At 52.7% G+C, this 16698-nt stretch carries 13 protein-coding genes; 12 read left to right on the forward strand and 1 reads right to left on the reverse strand.

What is annotated here, in order from left to right:
* Window positions 1-23: 23 nt before the first annotated feature.
* From IPJ96_06380 to IPJ96_06415, 8 genes are all read left to right on the forward strand, one after another.
* The gene (locus tag IPJ96_06380; protein ID MBK7909979.1) at window positions 24-614 is read left to right on the forward strand and encodes an RNA polymerase sigma factor; all 591 of its coding nucleotides are present in this window, start codon (window positions 24-26) and stop codon (window positions 612-614) included.
* Window positions 611-2047 (forward strand): hypothetical protein, encoded by a 1437-nt coding sequence (locus IPJ96_06385; protein MBK7909980.1) that lies wholly within the window; start codon window positions 611-613, stop codon window positions 2045-2047. Before IPJ96_06380 ends, IPJ96_06385 begins: the two co-directional genes overlap by 4 nt.
* 200 nt (window positions 2048-2247) lie before the next feature.
* The gene (locus IPJ96_06390; protein ID MBK7909981.1) at window positions 2248-3426 is read left to right on the forward strand and encodes an acetyl-CoA C-acyltransferase; all 1179 of its coding nucleotides are present in this window, start codon (window positions 2248-2250) and stop codon (window positions 3424-3426) included.
* A gap of 135 nt (window positions 3427-3561) precedes the next feature.
* Window positions 3562-5352: an acyl-CoA dehydrogenase family protein gene (locus tag IPJ96_06395; protein ID MBK7909982.1), complete on the forward strand. Its 1791-nt coding sequence runs from the start codon at window positions 3562-3564 to the stop codon at window positions 5350-5352.
* A 175-nt stretch (window positions 5353-5527) separates the two neighbouring features.
* Window positions 5528-8089, forward strand: a complete 2562-nt coding sequence (locus tag IPJ96_06400) for a hypothetical protein (protein MBK7909983.1) — start codon at window positions 5528-5530, stop codon at window positions 8087-8089.
* A 49-nt stretch (window positions 8090-8138) separates the two neighbouring features.
* Window positions 8139-8558, forward strand: coding sequence for a hypothetical protein (locus IPJ96_06405; GenBank protein ID MBK7909984.1), 420 nt, complete (start codon window positions 8139-8141; stop codon window positions 8556-8558).
* A gap of 68 nt (window positions 8559-8626) precedes the next feature.
* Entirely contained in the window at window positions 8627-10888 is a 2262-nt protein-coding gene (locus IPJ96_06410) for a TonB-dependent receptor (protein MBK7909985.1), read from the forward strand.
* A gap of 54 nt (window positions 10889-10942) precedes the next feature.
* Window positions 10943-11293 carry a heavy-metal-associated domain-containing protein gene (locus IPJ96_06415; protein ID MBK7909986.1) on the forward strand — a complete coding sequence of 117 codons (351 nt, stop codon included), beginning with the start codon at window positions 10943-10945 and terminating at the stop codon, window positions 11291-11293.
* On the opposite strand, the gene IPJ96_06420 is transcribed toward IPJ96_06415, so the two are convergent.
* Window positions 11294-12934 (reverse strand): amidohydrolase, encoded by a 1641-nt coding sequence (locus IPJ96_06420; GenBank protein MBK7909987.1) that lies wholly within the window; start codon window positions 12932-12934, stop codon window positions 11294-11296.
* Window positions 12935-12994: 60 nt separating this feature from the next.
* On the opposite strand from IPJ96_06420, the gene bstA reads away from it, so the two are divergent.
* The 4 genes from bstA to IPJ96_06440 all read left to right on the forward strand — a co-directional run bounded on the left by bstA (window position 12995) and on the right by IPJ96_06440 (window position 16622).
* The gene (gene bstA / locus IPJ96_06425; protein MBK7909988.1) at window positions 12995-13534 is read left to right on the forward strand and encodes a bacillithiol transferase BstA; all 540 of its coding nucleotides are present in this window, start codon (window positions 12995-12997) and stop codon (window positions 13532-13534) included.
* Complete coding sequence (locus IPJ96_06430) at window positions 13525-13941, forward strand: hypothetical protein (GenBank protein MBK7909989.1); 417 nt, start codon at window positions 13525-13527, stop codon at window positions 13939-13941. The genes bstA and IPJ96_06430 overlap by 10 nt, the downstream gene beginning before the upstream one ends.
* A gap of 99 nt (window positions 13942-14040) precedes the next feature.
* A complete protein-coding gene (locus IPJ96_06435; GenBank protein MBK7909990.1) occupies window positions 14041-15804 on the forward strand; it encodes a S41 family peptidase in 1764 nt (587 codons plus the stop codon).
* 107 nt (window positions 15805-15911) lie between these two features.
* The gene (locus IPJ96_06440; protein MBK7909991.1) at window positions 15912-16622 is read left to right on the forward strand and encodes a YebC/PmpR family DNA-binding transcriptional regulator; all 711 of its coding nucleotides are present in this window, start codon (window positions 15912-15914) and stop codon (window positions 16620-16622) included.
* Window positions 16623-16698 lie beyond the last annotated feature (76 nt).

Consider the following 16698-nt stretch of genomic DNA (forward strand, 5'->3'; position numbering starts at 1 on the left):
CCTCCGTCCTGTTGTTGCAAACGATGAAACCTGCCACTGAACTGCTGGAACGCTGTAAGCGGGACGACCGGAGAGCGCATTATGAGCTCTACCGGATCTGTTTCCCTTTCCTGGTGTCCGTGTGTCGGCGGTATTATGTGAACCGGGAGGATACTGAAGCGGCCATCAACCAGATCTTTCTCAAAACGATCATCAACCTGGATCGCTACCTGAAAAGAGCGGAGAACCTGCCGTTTGAACTCTGGCTGCGGAAGATCGCGGTCAACTACGTGGTGGACGAGTTTAGAAAGAACAAGCGGTATCGCGAGCACTTCGACCTGCGCGAGATTCACGAAGCAGAAGCCGACCACCCGACCGTCGAGCCTCACCTCGAGGCAGAGCAACTGGAGGCCATTCGGAGCGCTTTGCAGCAGTTATCCGATATGAACCGGACGGTTTTCAACCTGCACGTGGTCGATGGTTATAAACACGAGGAGATCGCGGCGATGCTCAACATCACGACAGGAACTTCCAAGGCGCACTTGCATCGCGCAAAAAAACGCTTGCGCGAATTGATAGACCCTGAACAAGTCGGCTGGCAACAACCGAACGTCAACAAAGCACTCTTGCCATGAAAGACGAGAGAGAAGATTTCAACCTGGATCCCGAAGCATCCTGGGGTAAGGCCGAGCAATTGCTCGACCGGCACTTCCGCAGGAAACGGTGGGGAATGGTGCTGCTCATCCTGCTGATCGCAGGCGTTACGACGCTGGTGACCATCCAACTACTGGAACCGCAACAATCCATTTGGCAGACCGGCCGGGTTGCGCAACAGCCGGTGGCCTCGACCACTATGTCTTCCGGAGTATCGGAAAGCAACACCAAACCCTCGACCAATGCCTTATCGGCGGAAGTTCAAGTCAGGCAACCGGCTGCAGACCCTTTAACGACCGTGGTGCCGCCTTCCCCTTCGACCACGATCGCGGAAACGCGTCCGGGCATCGCACTATCAAAACGATCCAAGTCTGTTGGAGCCATCCTCCTGACGGGTGTTGAACCAAGTAAATCCAATGTAAAGCCTGTAATAATCGAACAAGCGGCAGATCCTACGATCAATTCGCCGGCAGGTGGTTATTCCGAAATGGAGACGGAGTCAGGCGTTGCTACAGCGTTTTGGACGCCAAGAGGCGAACCCATGGCCCTTTTACCCAACCATCAACGGGCATTGTATGCTTCTGGTCAGCCGCTCTTGCAGGAACGGCAAATTGTTAACCGCCAGCCGAAGCAGGAGTTTTCCTGGCACCTCACGGCCACCACAGGCGCTTTCCAGGTATTCAAGAACGTCGAGTCGGATTGGAAGTCTTGGGATGACATTCGAAACAAGCGGGAACAGGAGATCGTCACAGGACAAGTTGGAGTAGCGGTTGGAGTTGGGAAACGATCCTGGGATGCTACCATCGGCGTCGAGTTGACGCAATACGGTGAGCGGAACGAGTATGTGCCACGCAGTTATCAGGACCAATATATCGATGACAGCTACTGGCAAGCCTATACGTATTGGTCGGTGGATACGGACACCGCCTACATCATGGGCAATCCGTGGATGATGAACACGGATGTACAAATGACCGACAGCAACTGGGTGGCCTCCTATGATACGGTGAATCAGCTTTCCTATGACCCTTCCATTGATGCAGCCCGTACCAGGACGAGCATCCGGTATATCGAATTCCCTCTTGATTTTACCTGGCGGCTTTTCAGCAACCGATGGGGATTCGGTATAACTGCCGGTTTTGCACCTGCATGGTTGTCCTCCTCCCGCGGCCGTTACATTTCGCGCTCGCTGCGTGGTTCGGAGTCCATGCAGGAGCTTGGTGAACTTCGTCAGTTCCTGCTCAATGCCCGTTTTGGGCTTGAGGCGGAATATCGGATGCATCCGAACGTTACCCTGCTGGTCCGTCCACAGTACCGGCAGCAATTCGGGTCGGTATTCAAGGAGGGATCCGGCATTTCCCAGCGATATCAGGCTGCCGGTGTGCAGGCAGGAGTTCGTTACCGTTTTCGTTAGTGTGTTTTAGGTGTGTGTAGAAGTGGGGGGCTCCGTATGGGGGCTCCCGCTTCATTTTTTCAACGAATTGCCGATTCTGCTGTGTAATGTTTTGTGGAATTCAATGAAAACTTAGCAGGTCCTGTACTTAAATTTACTATCCTGAAAATGATGCCCGGCTGACCGGTCGGATCTTTCATCATTTCAAATCATTGTCGACTATGGAAGCTTACATCATCGCCGCTTATCGATCCGCCGTTGGGAAGGCGCCCAGGGGTAAATTCAGAACCATGCGTCCCGACGACCTGGGCGTAGCCATCTTGCGTCATCTGGTTGCGTCGGTTCCGCAATTGGATAAGGAACTGATCGAGGATGTGATCGTCGGCAACGCAACACCGGAGGCCGAGCAGGGTTTGAACATGGGTCGTATGATTTCCCTGATGGGACTCGACACCGTCAAGGTGCCGGGCATGACCGTCAATCGCTATTGCGCTTCGGGTTTGGAAACCATTGCCATCGCAGCTGCCAAGATCAAGGCCGGGCTGGCAGATTGCATCGTGGCCGGTGGAGTGGAGTGTATGTCCCCGATTCCCTTCGGAGGCTGGAAGATCGTGCCCAACTACAAGTATGTACAGTCGAACCCCGATTACTATTGGGGTATGGGCCTTACGGCCGAAGCGGTCGCGCGTGATTTCAAGGTGTCGAGAGAAGACCAGGACCTTTTCGGCTTTGAGTCGAACAGGAAAGCCGTGGCAGCCATCAAGGAGGGCCGGTTCAAGGATGACATTGTTCCGGTAACCGTGGAAGAGACCTACCTCGATGAAAATGAAAAGCGAAAGACCCGGAGTTTTGTCGTCGACACCGACGAAGGACCGCGGGCCGATGCGGACGTTTCCAAGATGGCACAATTGAAGCCGGTGTTTGATGCAAAAGGAACCGTAACAGCCGGCAATTCCTCCCAGACCAGCGACGGTGCTGCCTTCGTGCTCGTGGTCAGCGAGCGGATGCTGAAACAACTGGGGGTTCTGCCCATCGCGCGTTTTGTCAGCTACGCAGTCTCGGGCGTCGAACCGCGTGTCATGGGCATTGGACCGGTGGAAGCCATCCCTTCCGTACTCCGGAAAAGCGGATTGAAGCAATCGGACATTGACCTCATTGAACTCAACGAAGCTTTCGCCTCGCAATCCCTGGCGGTAATGCGGACTCTGGATCTGGATCCGGCAAAGGTCAATGTAAACGGCGGAGCTATCGCGCTGGGACATCCGCTGGGCTGTACCGGTTCGAAACTCACCGTCCAGGTCTTGAATGAGCTCAGGCGCAGGAAACAACGCTATGGCATGGTTACCATGTGTGTCGGGACCGGTCAGGGTGCTGCTGGGATTTTCGAGTTGCTCAACTAAGGCCGGGATGTAAGAAATACCGCTGTTTTGTTCGGTATTTCGACTATTTACCGGGCTTCACAGTTGCCATCAGCAGAACACTCCGGGAGGTTTATTCGTTAGAACAGAGGACAGAACAGACTCATTTTTTAAATCATGGAAACAGTAAGCAAGCAAGCGATCAAAGGAGGAGAGTTCCTCATCAAGACAACCCCGGCCGAACAGGTATTCATCCCCGAAGAGTGGTCGGAAGAGCAGAAGATGATCGCGCAGACTTGCCACGACTTCCTGGTCGCGGAAGTGTACCCGAACCTGGATCGAATCGATGCCCAGGAGGAAGGATTGATGCAGAAGATCCTGGACAAGGCCGGCGAGTTGGGACTGTTGGGCATTTCCATCCCGGAAGAATACGGCGGCTTTGGTAAAGACTTTACCACCGGTATGATCGCAACGGAATTTCTCGGCGCGGGACATTCCTTTTCAGTGGCTTACGCCGCGCATACGGGCATCGGTACTTTGCCGATCCTGTTCTATGGAAACGACGCGCAGAAAAAACACTACCTGCCAAAGTTGACCTCCGGCGAGTGGAAAGCAGCCTATTGCCTGACCGAGCCGGGATCCGGATCCGATGCCAACTCCGGTAAAACGAAAGCAACACTCTCGCCCGACGGCAAACACTGGATCATCAACGGTCAGAAGATGTGGATCACCAACGGCGGCTTCGCCGATGTCTATATCGTCTTCGCCAAGATCGATAACGATGAGAACCTGAGCGCGTTCATCGTTGAAAAAGGCACTCCCGGTTTGTCGCTTAATCCGGAAGAACACAAGATGGGCATCAAGGGCAGTTCGACCCGTCAGGTGTTCTTTTCCGACTGCCAGGTGCCGGTCCAAAACCAGCTCGGAGAACGCGGTATCGGTTTCAAGATCGCGGTGAATATCCTGAATCTTGGTCGTATCAAGTTGGCCGGAGCCGCCATCGGCGGTTGCAAACTGACCAGCACAAAATCGATCCAGTACGCCAACGAGCGTACGCAATTCGGACGTCCGATCGCCAAGTATGGCGCCATTCGGCATAAACTCGCCGAACAGGCGATCCGAATCTTCGCTTGTGAATCGGCGATCTACCGTTGCAGTCAGAATATCGAGGATGCCATCGAAGCCCTCATCGCCGGTGGCATGGATCCCGCTAAAGCTAAACTCAAAGCGGTTGAGCAGTTTGCCGTAGAAGCGGCTATCCTGAAAGTGCACGGAAGCGAGGTCCTGGACTACGTCGTCGACGAGGGCGTACAGGTGTATGGTGGAATGGGCTACAGTGCCGATGCGCCCATGGAACGGGCGTACCGGGATTCCCGCATCAACCGCATTTTCGAAGGGACCAACGAGATCAACCGTATGCTGACGGTCGATATGATGCTCAAGCGCGCCATGAAAGGCGAGTTGGACCTGATGGGTCCCGCAACCGCAGTGGCGAATGAACTAATGTCGATCCCCGATTTCAGTGGTGGCGAAGAACAGCTCTTCGACGCGGAAAAGAAGTTGCTGGCGAATTTCAAAAAGGCCGTCCTGATGGTGGCTGGCTCCGCTGTTCAGAAGCTGATGATGGAACTGGCCAAGGAGCAGGAAGTGCTGATGAACATCGCCGATATGATGATCGACGTGTATATCGGAGAATCGCTTCAATTGCGGGTGGAGAAAATGGTCTCCCTCCGTGGCGAAGCGGCCTGTGCCGAAGCGATCGACATCTTGCGGGTCTGGTTGTACGATGCATCGGATCGCATCAACAAAGCCGGCAAGGATGCCATTGGTTCCTTCTCCGAAGGTGATGAGCAGCGATTATTGTTAATGGGTTTGAAGCGATTTACCAAAACTTCGCCCTTGAATGTGAAGGAAGCCCGACGCCGTATTGCCGCGAAATTGCTCTCGGAAAACAAGTATTGCTTCTAAACGAAGTTCTTGTGCGATAAATGAAGGGCCCTTTTACGGGCCCTTTTTGTTGATATCCGGTAGAGAATTCATGGAATCTTCCTGATGGCTTAATGTTCAGGCTCGCAATTAGTTGCTAATTTCGCCCGTATCCGCGTAACGAGTGAATTCTTTTACCCGATTCATCATTTTGTTCTTGGGCCTGCTTGCGGCTTCTGTCGCTAAGGCCGGTTCATTTTTTGAACGCTACTATGGCTCGGGAACTCCGGATCAGGGGGTTCATTTTACACAGGGGATCGACGGTAGTTTTCTGATTGTAGGTAGTTCCTGGGATTCACTCCTGGCCGCCAACCGGTACTACTTGTTGCATCTTGACTCCACCGGGACGCCTTTATTCGACACAACCTTCTCCACCTCCTTTCAAACCCTGGCGCAATCGGTGACGGCCTTGCCCAACGGTGGATTTGCCATGGTAGGTACACGCATCGGATTTTTCTACGATGCGGTAACCGAGGTTCATCTGTTGGACGCTTCGGCACGCCCCCTGAATGCCCAGACGTTCCCGCCGTTCGACGGTTGGGGAACATCCGGCGTGGGAATATTCACCGCCCGCGACAGCAGTATTTGCGTGACGCATTTCACAGATGGTTTTTTGTCCTCCAATTTCTTTTCCATGCTCAACTTGGAAGATGATCTCGGTGTACGCTGGACCGCCTTTCTTGCATACGATGGAGGTGCATTCAACGAACATTCCGCGGTGCAGTGTGAGGATGGAACTTTTTTATCGACTGCTTATTTCCAGGATTACTGGTATTCGTGGCCGGATATTCTCTATGCTACTGAATGGCGCACGATCAACGAGAACGGATCGCAACGAACGGATTCCATCTACTCCTTTGGAATGGAGAGCCGATCAATTGCCTGCGGACCCGGGAAGCGGACCCTGCTGTCCGGAAGAACCGACTCCACCGGTAATGGCGATGGATGCACCGTTCTGCTCGATTCCGTTGGCATGCAGTTACTGCGTCGTACTTGGGGAAGTGACGCGTATGAAAACCCTGTTCAGATCATTGCTCTTCCTGATAGTGGCTGGGCGATCCTCGCGGAAACCGCTTCTCCTCAATTCCCGGGCCGGCAGGATCTTTTACTCTGCAGGTTCAATGCGTCTGGGGATAGTCTATGGTCGCGGAGGTTCGGCGGTCCTGCGAATGACCTTGGCCGACAACTGATGAGTCTTCCCGATGGGGGATTTGCCTTCCTGGGCACCTATGAAGACGCTGGAATTGGTCGAACCTATTTTGTCCGTACCGATGCCAACGGAATTGTCCAGACTCCCTATCGGATCACAGGCGATACTTCCTTCGCCTGCGCAGGCGATACCATCCAACTGGCCATTCAACCATCACCGCCGACGGGGGCACACATAGAGTGGTCGAACGGCGATACTACCGAATCTGTTCAGGTCGTGGTGTCGGGTATTTTCCAGGCTACCATTTACGTGTCCGGTAGTGATCCAGCCATGACCAATAGCTTTCCGGTCTACATTGCACCATTGCCTTCTGCCGATCTGGGTTTGCAGGATACCGTCGCCTTGTGTCGGAAAACGCCATTGGAACTATCCGGAACCACCGATCCGACCTATACTTACGCATGGTACCGGAACGATACCCTCATCGATGGCGAGACCGCGCCATCGTTTACGCCGGAATTCAGCGGGACGTACACCCTTATCGTCAGCAATTATTGTAGCTTGGATACGGATCGCGTCGTTATCGACTCGCTCTACGAATTACCGGCCATACCGTTGGTTACCGCGAGTCGAGCCAATCCGATCTGTCCGGGCGACAGTGTTCAGTTGTTTATTCCTTCCGGAAGCGGAACGCAAGCGTGGTATCAATTCGACGGAAGCGTAATTGACTTTATCGTCGGTGCGACGGATACCAGCTTATTCGCCTTTGAAAATCAGGGATACGGAGTTCGCGTAACCGACAACAATTCCTGTAGTGTTCTGTCGGACCCCTACTGGGTCGAGCTGGATCAAGAGCTTTACTTCGTGAATGCCAATGGTCCGATTAGTTTTTGTGCCGGTGGCCAGGTGCAGTTGACGGCTGGGGCCGGGAGTGAATATGCATGGTCGTCCCTGGATTCGGTTCAGACAATAACCGTCAGTACCACTGGTCTGTACAGTTACACCTGCATCAGTCCGGCCGGATGTCCGAAAAGTTCCGATACCCTGCAGGTCACTATCCTCGACCTGCCGGTGATCAACCTGGGCGCCGATACGGTATTATGTACCGCTGACACGCTGATGCTCGATGCGGGAAGCGGCTTCCTGTTTTATCAATGGTCGGATGGATCGTCGGACCAGTATTTCTCGTTGCCATTCACTTCACCGGACGATACCCTTTACATCGCCGCTTACGTCACCGATACGAACTATTGTTCAAACGGAGACACCGTACGCGTGATCATGACCATCTGTGACGGAATCAATAGCACGGCGTTGCCGGAAGTTTTACAAGTCTTCCCCAACCCTGTTCCGACGGGATGGGATGCGGTCCGTGTCGAATTCGCTGACGCTGATGTAATAGGCGGACTACTGAGTCTCTTCAGTCAGGACGGCAAATGGATCCTCGATTTGGAAATGGTTGCCCCGCCCGGGTTAATCAGATTGCCACGTCTGAGTACCGGGGTGTATTACCTTGTTTTTTCAAAGAATGGGAGGATTTCGGCAACCCGCCGGCTAACCGTTCAGTAGTATAAGTTCTTCATCTTTCGATAATTCCGGTTTTCTACCTTTGCAAAACATGCGACGGATTCTCGCCATCGGATTGGCCTCTATTATCTTCCTGATCACTTCAGGAATGATAGTGACCGTTCATGAATGCCATTCGGAAGGCAAAAAAGATCTGTCCGTTTTTCAGGATAAAGGCTGCTGCAGTAAAAAAACGAATTCGTGTAAATCCGGATCATCGGATCGCATGAAGGCGATCGAATGTTGCGATGTCACGACCACCTGGATCGCAGCACATGTCGAGACGATTTTACTTGATTCCAAGACTGACTTATCACCCAAAGCGTTTTTTTCCGCGTTTTTTGCAAGTTTTTCGCCTTCTTTAGCCAACCCTTTGGCTGTTTTTTCAGTAAATTCAATATCGGATCCTCCGGATCTTGATAAGTCCTACCTGACATTCGGGTTGACTGATTTGGGTGTCTTCAGGATTTGATTTGCCGTTCGTGCAATCGGTTTCCGTTTGGTAAACGGAAGTTGTTTCATCCTTAACGGCATTCATCCATGAATACGAATATCATCCAGCAACTACTGCGTTCTTGTCGGCGGATTCTGACAAGCATAGTCCTGCTACTTTGCTCCGCCACTGTTTACGGCCAGTCTGGCAATCTTCGTGGTACGGTAAGAAGTACGGCCTCGTCCGCTGGTCAGACGCCAGCACCACTTCCGGGAGCTACTGTTTTATGGCTCGGTACCATAGACGCTACCACGACCGACGCCAATGGAAATTTCGAAATCCGTCCGCCTGCCGGGTTCCCTGCCCGGTTAGTCGTCTCCTATGTTGGGTTCTTATCGGATACCGTGAACGTAGAGCAATCGCAATTCCTGGAAATCAGCCTGAAATCTTCCGCCCAATTGAAGGAAGTGGAAGTGACCGGCAAGCAGGATGCGATCAGCATTTCCAGTCTCAGTACCATTCAGGTTGAAAAGATCAACCAGAAAGAATTACTGCGGGCCGCCTGTTGCAATCTCTCGGAAGCCTTTGAAACCAATCCTACCGTAAGTGTTGCCTATACGGATGCGGTCACTGGAGCCCGAGAAGTGCAATTGCTCGGACTTTCCGGTATCTACAGCCAGCTTACGATAGAAAACATTCCCGCGTTCAGAGGACTTGCCGCTCCCTACGGGCTCACCTTTGTTCCCGGCCCCTGGATGGAGTCCATCCAGGTAACGAAAGGAGCCGGTGCTATCGTCAACGGATTCGAGGGGACTTCGGGTCAGATCAACATCGAGTACATCAAACCCGACAACGACGATCAGCCACGTTTTTTCCTCAACGCATTTGCTGAGCCGATGGGGTACTCGGACCTCAATGCCTTTCGTCGGTTCCGGTTGAATGACCATTGGAGCACGCTCCTGATGGTTCATGGAGACAAGATGTTCGGAAGTCAGGACCGCAACAAAGACGGCTGGATGGATATTCCCATGGGTCAGCAGGTCAATCTTTCCAATCGCTGGCAATATCATAGTAGAAAAAAGTTGGAAGCCCAGTTCGGATTCCGGTTCATGCTTGATGATCGCGATGGCGGACAAGTGGCAGGGGAAGGGAGTGGGAATCACCATGGCGGAGACTATATGACTTCTGTGCAGAATGCCCGAACGGAAGTATTCGGAAAACTCGGGATCGTCTTTCCTGAAAAACCCCTGAAGAGCATCGGCAATATTGCCCAAGTCAGCCTTCATCGGCTGCGCTCTTCATTCGGCTTCCGTTCCTACAATGCGGATCAAACCAGCTTTTTCGTTCAGTCGATCTACCAAAATGCGATTAATGCCGGGCAGCATCAGTACAAGATCGGTCTGAACCTGCGCTACGACTTGCTGGAAGAATCCCTGTCAGGTAGCCCGGATACACTGGAGGAGCTAGTCCCGGGCGGATTTCTCGAATACTCCTGGCATTATTTCGACCAACTGACGATCGTAGCGGGATACCGACTGGATTACCACAATCTGTTTGGCGTTTTTTCGACGCCCAGGGTTCATTTGAAATACGATATCAGCGAAGACCTGGTCCTCCGGGCGAGTGCCGGAAAAAGCTACCGGGTACCATACCGGATCGCCGAAAACCTGTCGTTGCTGGTATCCAGCAAGCGGTTTGATTTTCAGGATGAGCTTCGTCCGGAGCAGGCCTGGAGCTATGGATTTAACCTCCTAAAACGATACCGGCTCTTTGGCAAGGATGGTTCAGTCCTGCTGGATCTGTTTCATACCGATTTTATCGACCAGCTTGTTGTGGACCGATATGCAGACTCTTCCCGCGTGGTGTTTTTCAACCTGAAGGGAAGGAGCTACTCGAACAGTGCGCAGTTTACTGTCAACCAGGAGATCCTGTCACAGTTGGAGATCCGACTGGCGCTCAAGATCGATGATGTCCGTACCGATTACCTGAACGGCTTGGCCCGGAAACCACTGGTTCCGTATCAGCGTGCCTTGGGTACACTTCACTATGAATCGACGGATCGGCGCTGGAAGGCCGACTATACCATGGTCTGGACTGGTATGAAAGCGCTACCGGTGACGTTCACCGATCCGGTGACGGGAATCCAGGACAAGGAATCACCTTCCTTCTTCACGACCAATATCCAATTGACCCGCGCTTTTCGGCGATTGGAATTGTATGCCGGTTCTGAAAACCTGTTCGACTTCCGCCAACCCGCTCCGATCATCAATCGCGATGACCCTTATTCCGATCGATTTGATGCAGCGAATGTCTGGGGGCCGATTCTTGGGCGGAGGATCTACGCCGGATTCCGGTTTAAATGGCTCTGATGACCCGGCATTAGGGTATAATTCTTGATACTGTTGATATATAAAAACCTTCCCATGTATAAGTTCACGCTGGCTGCGTTCCTGCTTCTTCTCGTCATAACCGCCGAAACGGTTGCCCAACAAACATCCGATACCGTCAGCGTTTTGACGACGGCGATCTGTTCATCGTGCAAGAATCGAATAGAAAACGACCTGAGCTTCGAAGCCGGAGTTCGAAAAGTAACCATGGACCTTGACACGAAGCGGGTGAGTGTCGTTTACAACCCCCAAAAGACGGACCCGGATAAGATCCGGCTGGCCATCACCCGCATCGGTTATGACGCTGATTCCTTGAAAGCGGATCAGAAAGCGTACAAACGACTTCCGGAATGTTGCCGTAATCACGATGCGGAACATCCGCACTGATCATTCAGCTCCATAAACCAGTTCCCCGTTTACATACGTACTCAGTACACGGGTCTGTGGTATCTGCTCTTCGTCGATCTCCATGATGTTACGGTCAAGCACGATGAAGTCCGCAAAGTAACCGTTGTCGATCAAGCCTTTTTCCTCCTCTTCAAAATTAGCATAGGCCGCCCAGGTGGTCATGGCTTTCAGGACATCTTTACGCTTCATCGCTTCTTCCGCTCGAAAACCATCCGGTGGATTGCCTTCAAGGTCCTTTCGTGACACGGCGGCATAAAAGGTGAGAAGGGGGTTGATGCGTTCGACGGGAAAGTCGGTTCCAAAAGCGATGGTTTCAGCTTCCCGCTCGAGTGAGCGATAAGCGTACGCTCCGGTCATTCGGTCTTTGCCCAAACGTTCTTCGGCCCAGTACATATCACTCGTAGCATGAGTCGGCTGTACGGACGGAATGATCGAGTATCGGCTGAAGTAATCCATGTCGGCGGGATCTACTACCTGGCAATGCTCGATCCTCCAGCGTCGTGGATTTTCTCCCGATAAATTCTCCCGATACAGCATCAGGATCGTTTTTACTGCGGAATCTCCGATGGCGTGGGTGCAAACCTGGAAACCGTTCTCGTGGGCTTCGTCCATGATGTCGTTCATGTATGCAAGGTCATGCAACAGGAATCCATAATGCCCGGGTTGGTCGGCATACGGACGTTTCAGGCAGGCACCCCGGGACCCCAACGCACCGTCGGCGTACACTTTAACGGCTCGTACGTTCAGGCGATCGGTCTTATAGGGACCTTTGGAAAAAAAGTAATCGCGCGTCTCCTTCGAATCCGAGATCATCGCGTAGACACGCAGTTTGAGTTTCCCTTCCTGCTGCAGGCGATCGATCAGGAAGATACTGTCTTTACCCAGGCCGGCATCGTCAACCGTAGTAAGCCCGACGGAAAAGCAGTGCTGCTGTGCTTTCAGGAGCGCTTCGGCGTTGAGAGAATCGGGGAAAGGTGGGATCTTGGCCTTGACCAGGTCGACTGCATTGTCGATCAATAGTCCGGTAGGCTCACCGGATTGATTGAGCAATACCTCGCCGCCGGCAACCCGCGTATCCCCGTTAATACCTGCCAGTTGAAGCGCGACAGCATTGCAGAGCGCCGCATGACCATCAATGCGCATCAGGAAAACCGGGACAGTCGGGTAAAGGCTGTCAAGCCGTTCCCGGGTAGGGAAGGAGTGATCTTCCCAGTCGTTCTGATCCCAGCCTCGGCCCAGGAGCCAACTGAATTTATTCGTCTTAGAAAATGCATTCAAAAGTTCCAATGCAGCTTCATACGAGCGCGAGCCTGTCAGATCGCACTTCAATAGATCACTTGCATACCCGAAAAAGTGGCAGTGAGCGTCGATGAACCCCGGAAGGACGGTACGCCCTTTCAAATCGACTTTTTTAGGGGCATCAAAGCCGTCGAGAATGTCATCATCCGACCCGGTACTGACGATTCGGCCGTCACGCACTGCAAAGGCCTGAAGATTCGAGGAACTGCTTTCGCCGGAATAGATGGTCCCGTTGAAATAAAGAACATCGGCTTTGCGTTTTCCGCAGGAACTTAGCAGGGCCAACAGGAGAACGAATGCAAGAGCGATAATACGAGCCATTCAGGAGGGGGTTGTAGCTGCAAAGTAAACCAATATCTTCGCAGTAAACTCGCTTTGCCAATGGAAACAATTGAAATCATGCGCTTTCCCATCGGGCGATTTTCAACTCCTTCGGAGTGTACGCCGGAATTGCGTAAAGAATGGATCCGGATCATCTCGGTGACGCCGGAACGGTTGCGACTACTGGTGGAAGGCCTGACCGATCAGCAATTGGATACCCCTTATCGTGACGGCGGTTGGACAGTCCGGCAGGTGGTGCATCACCTGGTCGACAGTCATATCAACAGTTACATCAGGTTCAAACTGACGATCACGGAAGATCACCCTACGATCAAGCCATACCAGGAAGAGCGATGGGCGGAATTGGGTGATGGTAAGCAGGCTCCGATCGAGGTTTCGCTTCCTTTGTTGGAAGCGCTTCATCGGCGATGGGTGTATTTCCTCAAGACGATGGCTGAGGATGATTGGAAGCGCAAGTACTATCATCCGGAATCGAAACGCGATTTTGATCTGGAGGAGGCATTGGCGATGTATGCCTGGCATTGCGAACACCATCTCGCGCATATACGGCAACTGAAACAGCGTTTACAATGGGCATGATCATTCGGAACGCGCAACTGATTGTTACATTGTTCGTCGCGTGCTTACTCGTTTCTGAAGCGAACGCGCAACTCAATCAGGTAGACCCGGATAAGGCCGGCGAGCAGTTGAAGACGTATTTTTTCGTCATGCTGGTCAAGGGCCCGAACAGGACCCAGGATTCGGCAACAGTGGTGCAAATGCAACGCGGTCACCTCGAGAACATGGATCGCATGGCCAAAGAGGGTAAACTCGATATCGCAGGTCCCTTTGCCACGGACATCGACTGGCGCGGAATCCTGATCTTCAATATGGATTCAGAGGAGGCGGTCAGGAAAGAACTGGAACTGGACCCCATGATCCAGGCCGGCAGGCTGAGTTACCTGATTCATCCCTGGATGTCCATGAAGGGCGCGGTCTTGCGGTAGGATTTCCCTTAACCTTTTTTAAGAACGGGAGGCCAACTTTTTCCCGTTCTTGCAGTAGAAAACCAGTCGGCCGCCGACCGGCCCGACAATTCCTTTCTTATGCCTATCTGGAAAATCGTCACCATGCGCTGGAAGCGGATCACCCTCATCCTGGTCGTTGTTTCTGCCGGCTTCCTTTCCTTCCGCGCAGCCGAAGACTACTATTTCGAGGTCAGCAAGAACCTCGACATTTTCACCACGCTCTTTCGCGACGTGAATACGTATTACGTGGATAGTGTACAACCCGGGGATTTGATGAAAAAGGGGATCGACGCGATGTTGCGTACACTCGATCCCTATACGGTTTTCATCCCGGAAAGCGATGTGGAAGATTATCGAATGACCCACATCTCGGCTGAATACGGCGGGATCGGTGCGCTGGTACATGAACGCGACGGTGCCATCGAAGTCAGTGAGGTGTATGAAGGTTTCCCGGCGCAAAAAGCCGGCATACAGGTGGGCGATCATATCCTCTCCGTCAATGGCATGTCGACTACCGGTCGGAAGGTGGACGATGTGACCGAAGTGATGAAGGGCCAGAAAGGCACATCGGTCAGGCTTTCACTGCAACGCGAAGGCGTGGCGCAGCCGTTCGAGAAAGTCATTGTGCGCGACGAGATCAAGTTCAAGAACGTGCCTTATTTCGGCAAGATCAGTGATAAAGTCGGTTACATCCGGCTGACCCAGTTCCTTGAAAATTCCGCTGCCGAGGTGCGCGAAGCCCTGGTCACGCTTAAACAAGACTCGGGTTTGCAGGCAGTGGTACTTGACCTGCGCGGCAATGGCGGCGGATTGCTGAAAGAGGCGGTGGACATCGTCAACTTGTTCGTTGACAAAGGACAAAAGATCGTTTCCCAGAAGGGAAAAGTCCGGGAGATGAACATCGAGTATACGGCCAACAAGACTGCTGTCGATACAGTCATCCGCGTGGCGGTACTCGTTGACCGCGGTTCCGCATCGGCTTCGGAGATCGTGACCGGCGCCATTCAGGAACTCGATCGGGGAGTGGTCATCGGGCAACGAAGCTTCGGTAAGGGATTGGTACAGCAAACGTATCCGCTTTCCTACAATTCGTTGTTGAAAGTCACCATCGCGAAATACTACACGCCATCCGGACGTTGCATCCAGGCACTCGACTATAGTCATCGAAGCGCGGAGGGCGTCGTGAACAAGGTGGCGGATACGCTCATCAACGAATTCCGTACGCGGAATGGTCGTTCGGTCTTCGACGGCAGCGGTGTTTATCCGGACGTCTATACGGATCCTACCTATTACAGTCCGCTCGCCGTAGCCCTGATCAACAATTTCGTTTTCTTCGACTACGCGAACAAATACTTCCGCGAGCACGCGTCGATTGCTCCCGCGAAGGAATTTCGTCTGACCGATTCGGAGTACGAGGACTTTGTTCGATTCGTACAGACCCGGAAATACGACTATACCGACAAGAGCGAACGAAAGCTGGAGGAACTCGCCAAGGCTTTAGAGCACGACAAGCACCTGGATGCCGTTCAGGGAGCCTACGATCAACTGAAACGGCAACTGGCGGATTACAAGAAGAACGATCTGAATAACCACAGGACTGAGATCAAGGAGATCCTGGAGGAGGAGATCGCGGCGCGCTACTACTACCAACGTGGCCGGACGGAAGCGGACTTCAAGTACGATCAGGAAATGAAGAAGGCGATCGAGGTGTTGATGAATCCGGTACAGGTGGCCTCCATACTGCGTGGTGACGGGCCTTATAAAGTCATTGGTAAACCCGGTTCGGAAGCCTACGCCAAAGCCGTTCAGGAACGACAGGAGAACGAAGAAGGTGATAACTAAGCCCCTGTAGGCTGCAAAATTTCCGGAAACCCGGCATTGGACAGTGACCCTGCCGGTTGCCGGGTTCCTTTTTTCCGGTAAATTTGCGCCTCTTAAGCAGCTCCTTTATGGGACGTATTTTTGAAAAGCGCAAGCACAAGATGTTTGCACGATACGATAAGATGGCGAAAGCCTTCACCAAGATCGGCCGGGAGATCGCCATCGCCGTCCGGAACGGCGGCCCTGACCCAGAATATAATCCAAGGCTGCGCGTGGCCATTCAGAATGCAAAGGGCGTTAATATGCCCAAGGACCGGATCGATAACGCGATCAAACGTGCCAGTTCCAAAGAAGAAGGCAACTTTGACGAGATCGTGTACGAAGGTTACGGTCCGTATGGGGTGGCCATCGTGGTGGAAACTGCAACCGATAACCCGACCCGTACTGTTGCCAATGTCCGGATGTATTTCAACCGTGCGGAAGGCTCTCTCGGGAAGACCGGGTCCCTGGATTTCATGTTCCAGCGAAAAGGAGTTTTTCGCATCGAGAAATCCGGTTCCATGAACCCGGAGGATCTGGAGTTGGAACTCATCGATTTCGGCCTTGATTCCATGGAAGTGGACGACCAGGAAATCGTAATCTACACGGCCTTCGAAGACTACGGAAAGATGGCGAAAGCCCTGGAAGACCGTAAGGTGGTCGTCAAGAAATCAGCCCTCGAACGCATACCAACGACTTTTTCGGAGATATCCGAAGAGCAGGCCGACGAGATCCTGGAACTGGTGGAAACCATGGAAGAGGACGACGATGTGCAGGCGGTGTATCATAACCTGCGCTGAGGAGGGGAGTGAATAGTGAATAGTGAACAGTTCACTAATTACTAATTACTAATTACTAATTACTAATTACTAATTA

Source organism: Bacteroidota bacterium, from assembly GCA_016713765.1.
Classification (GTDB): Bacteria; Bacteroidota; Bacteroidia; order AKYH767-A; family 2013-40CM-41-45; genus Pollutiaquabacter; species Pollutiaquabacter aromativorans.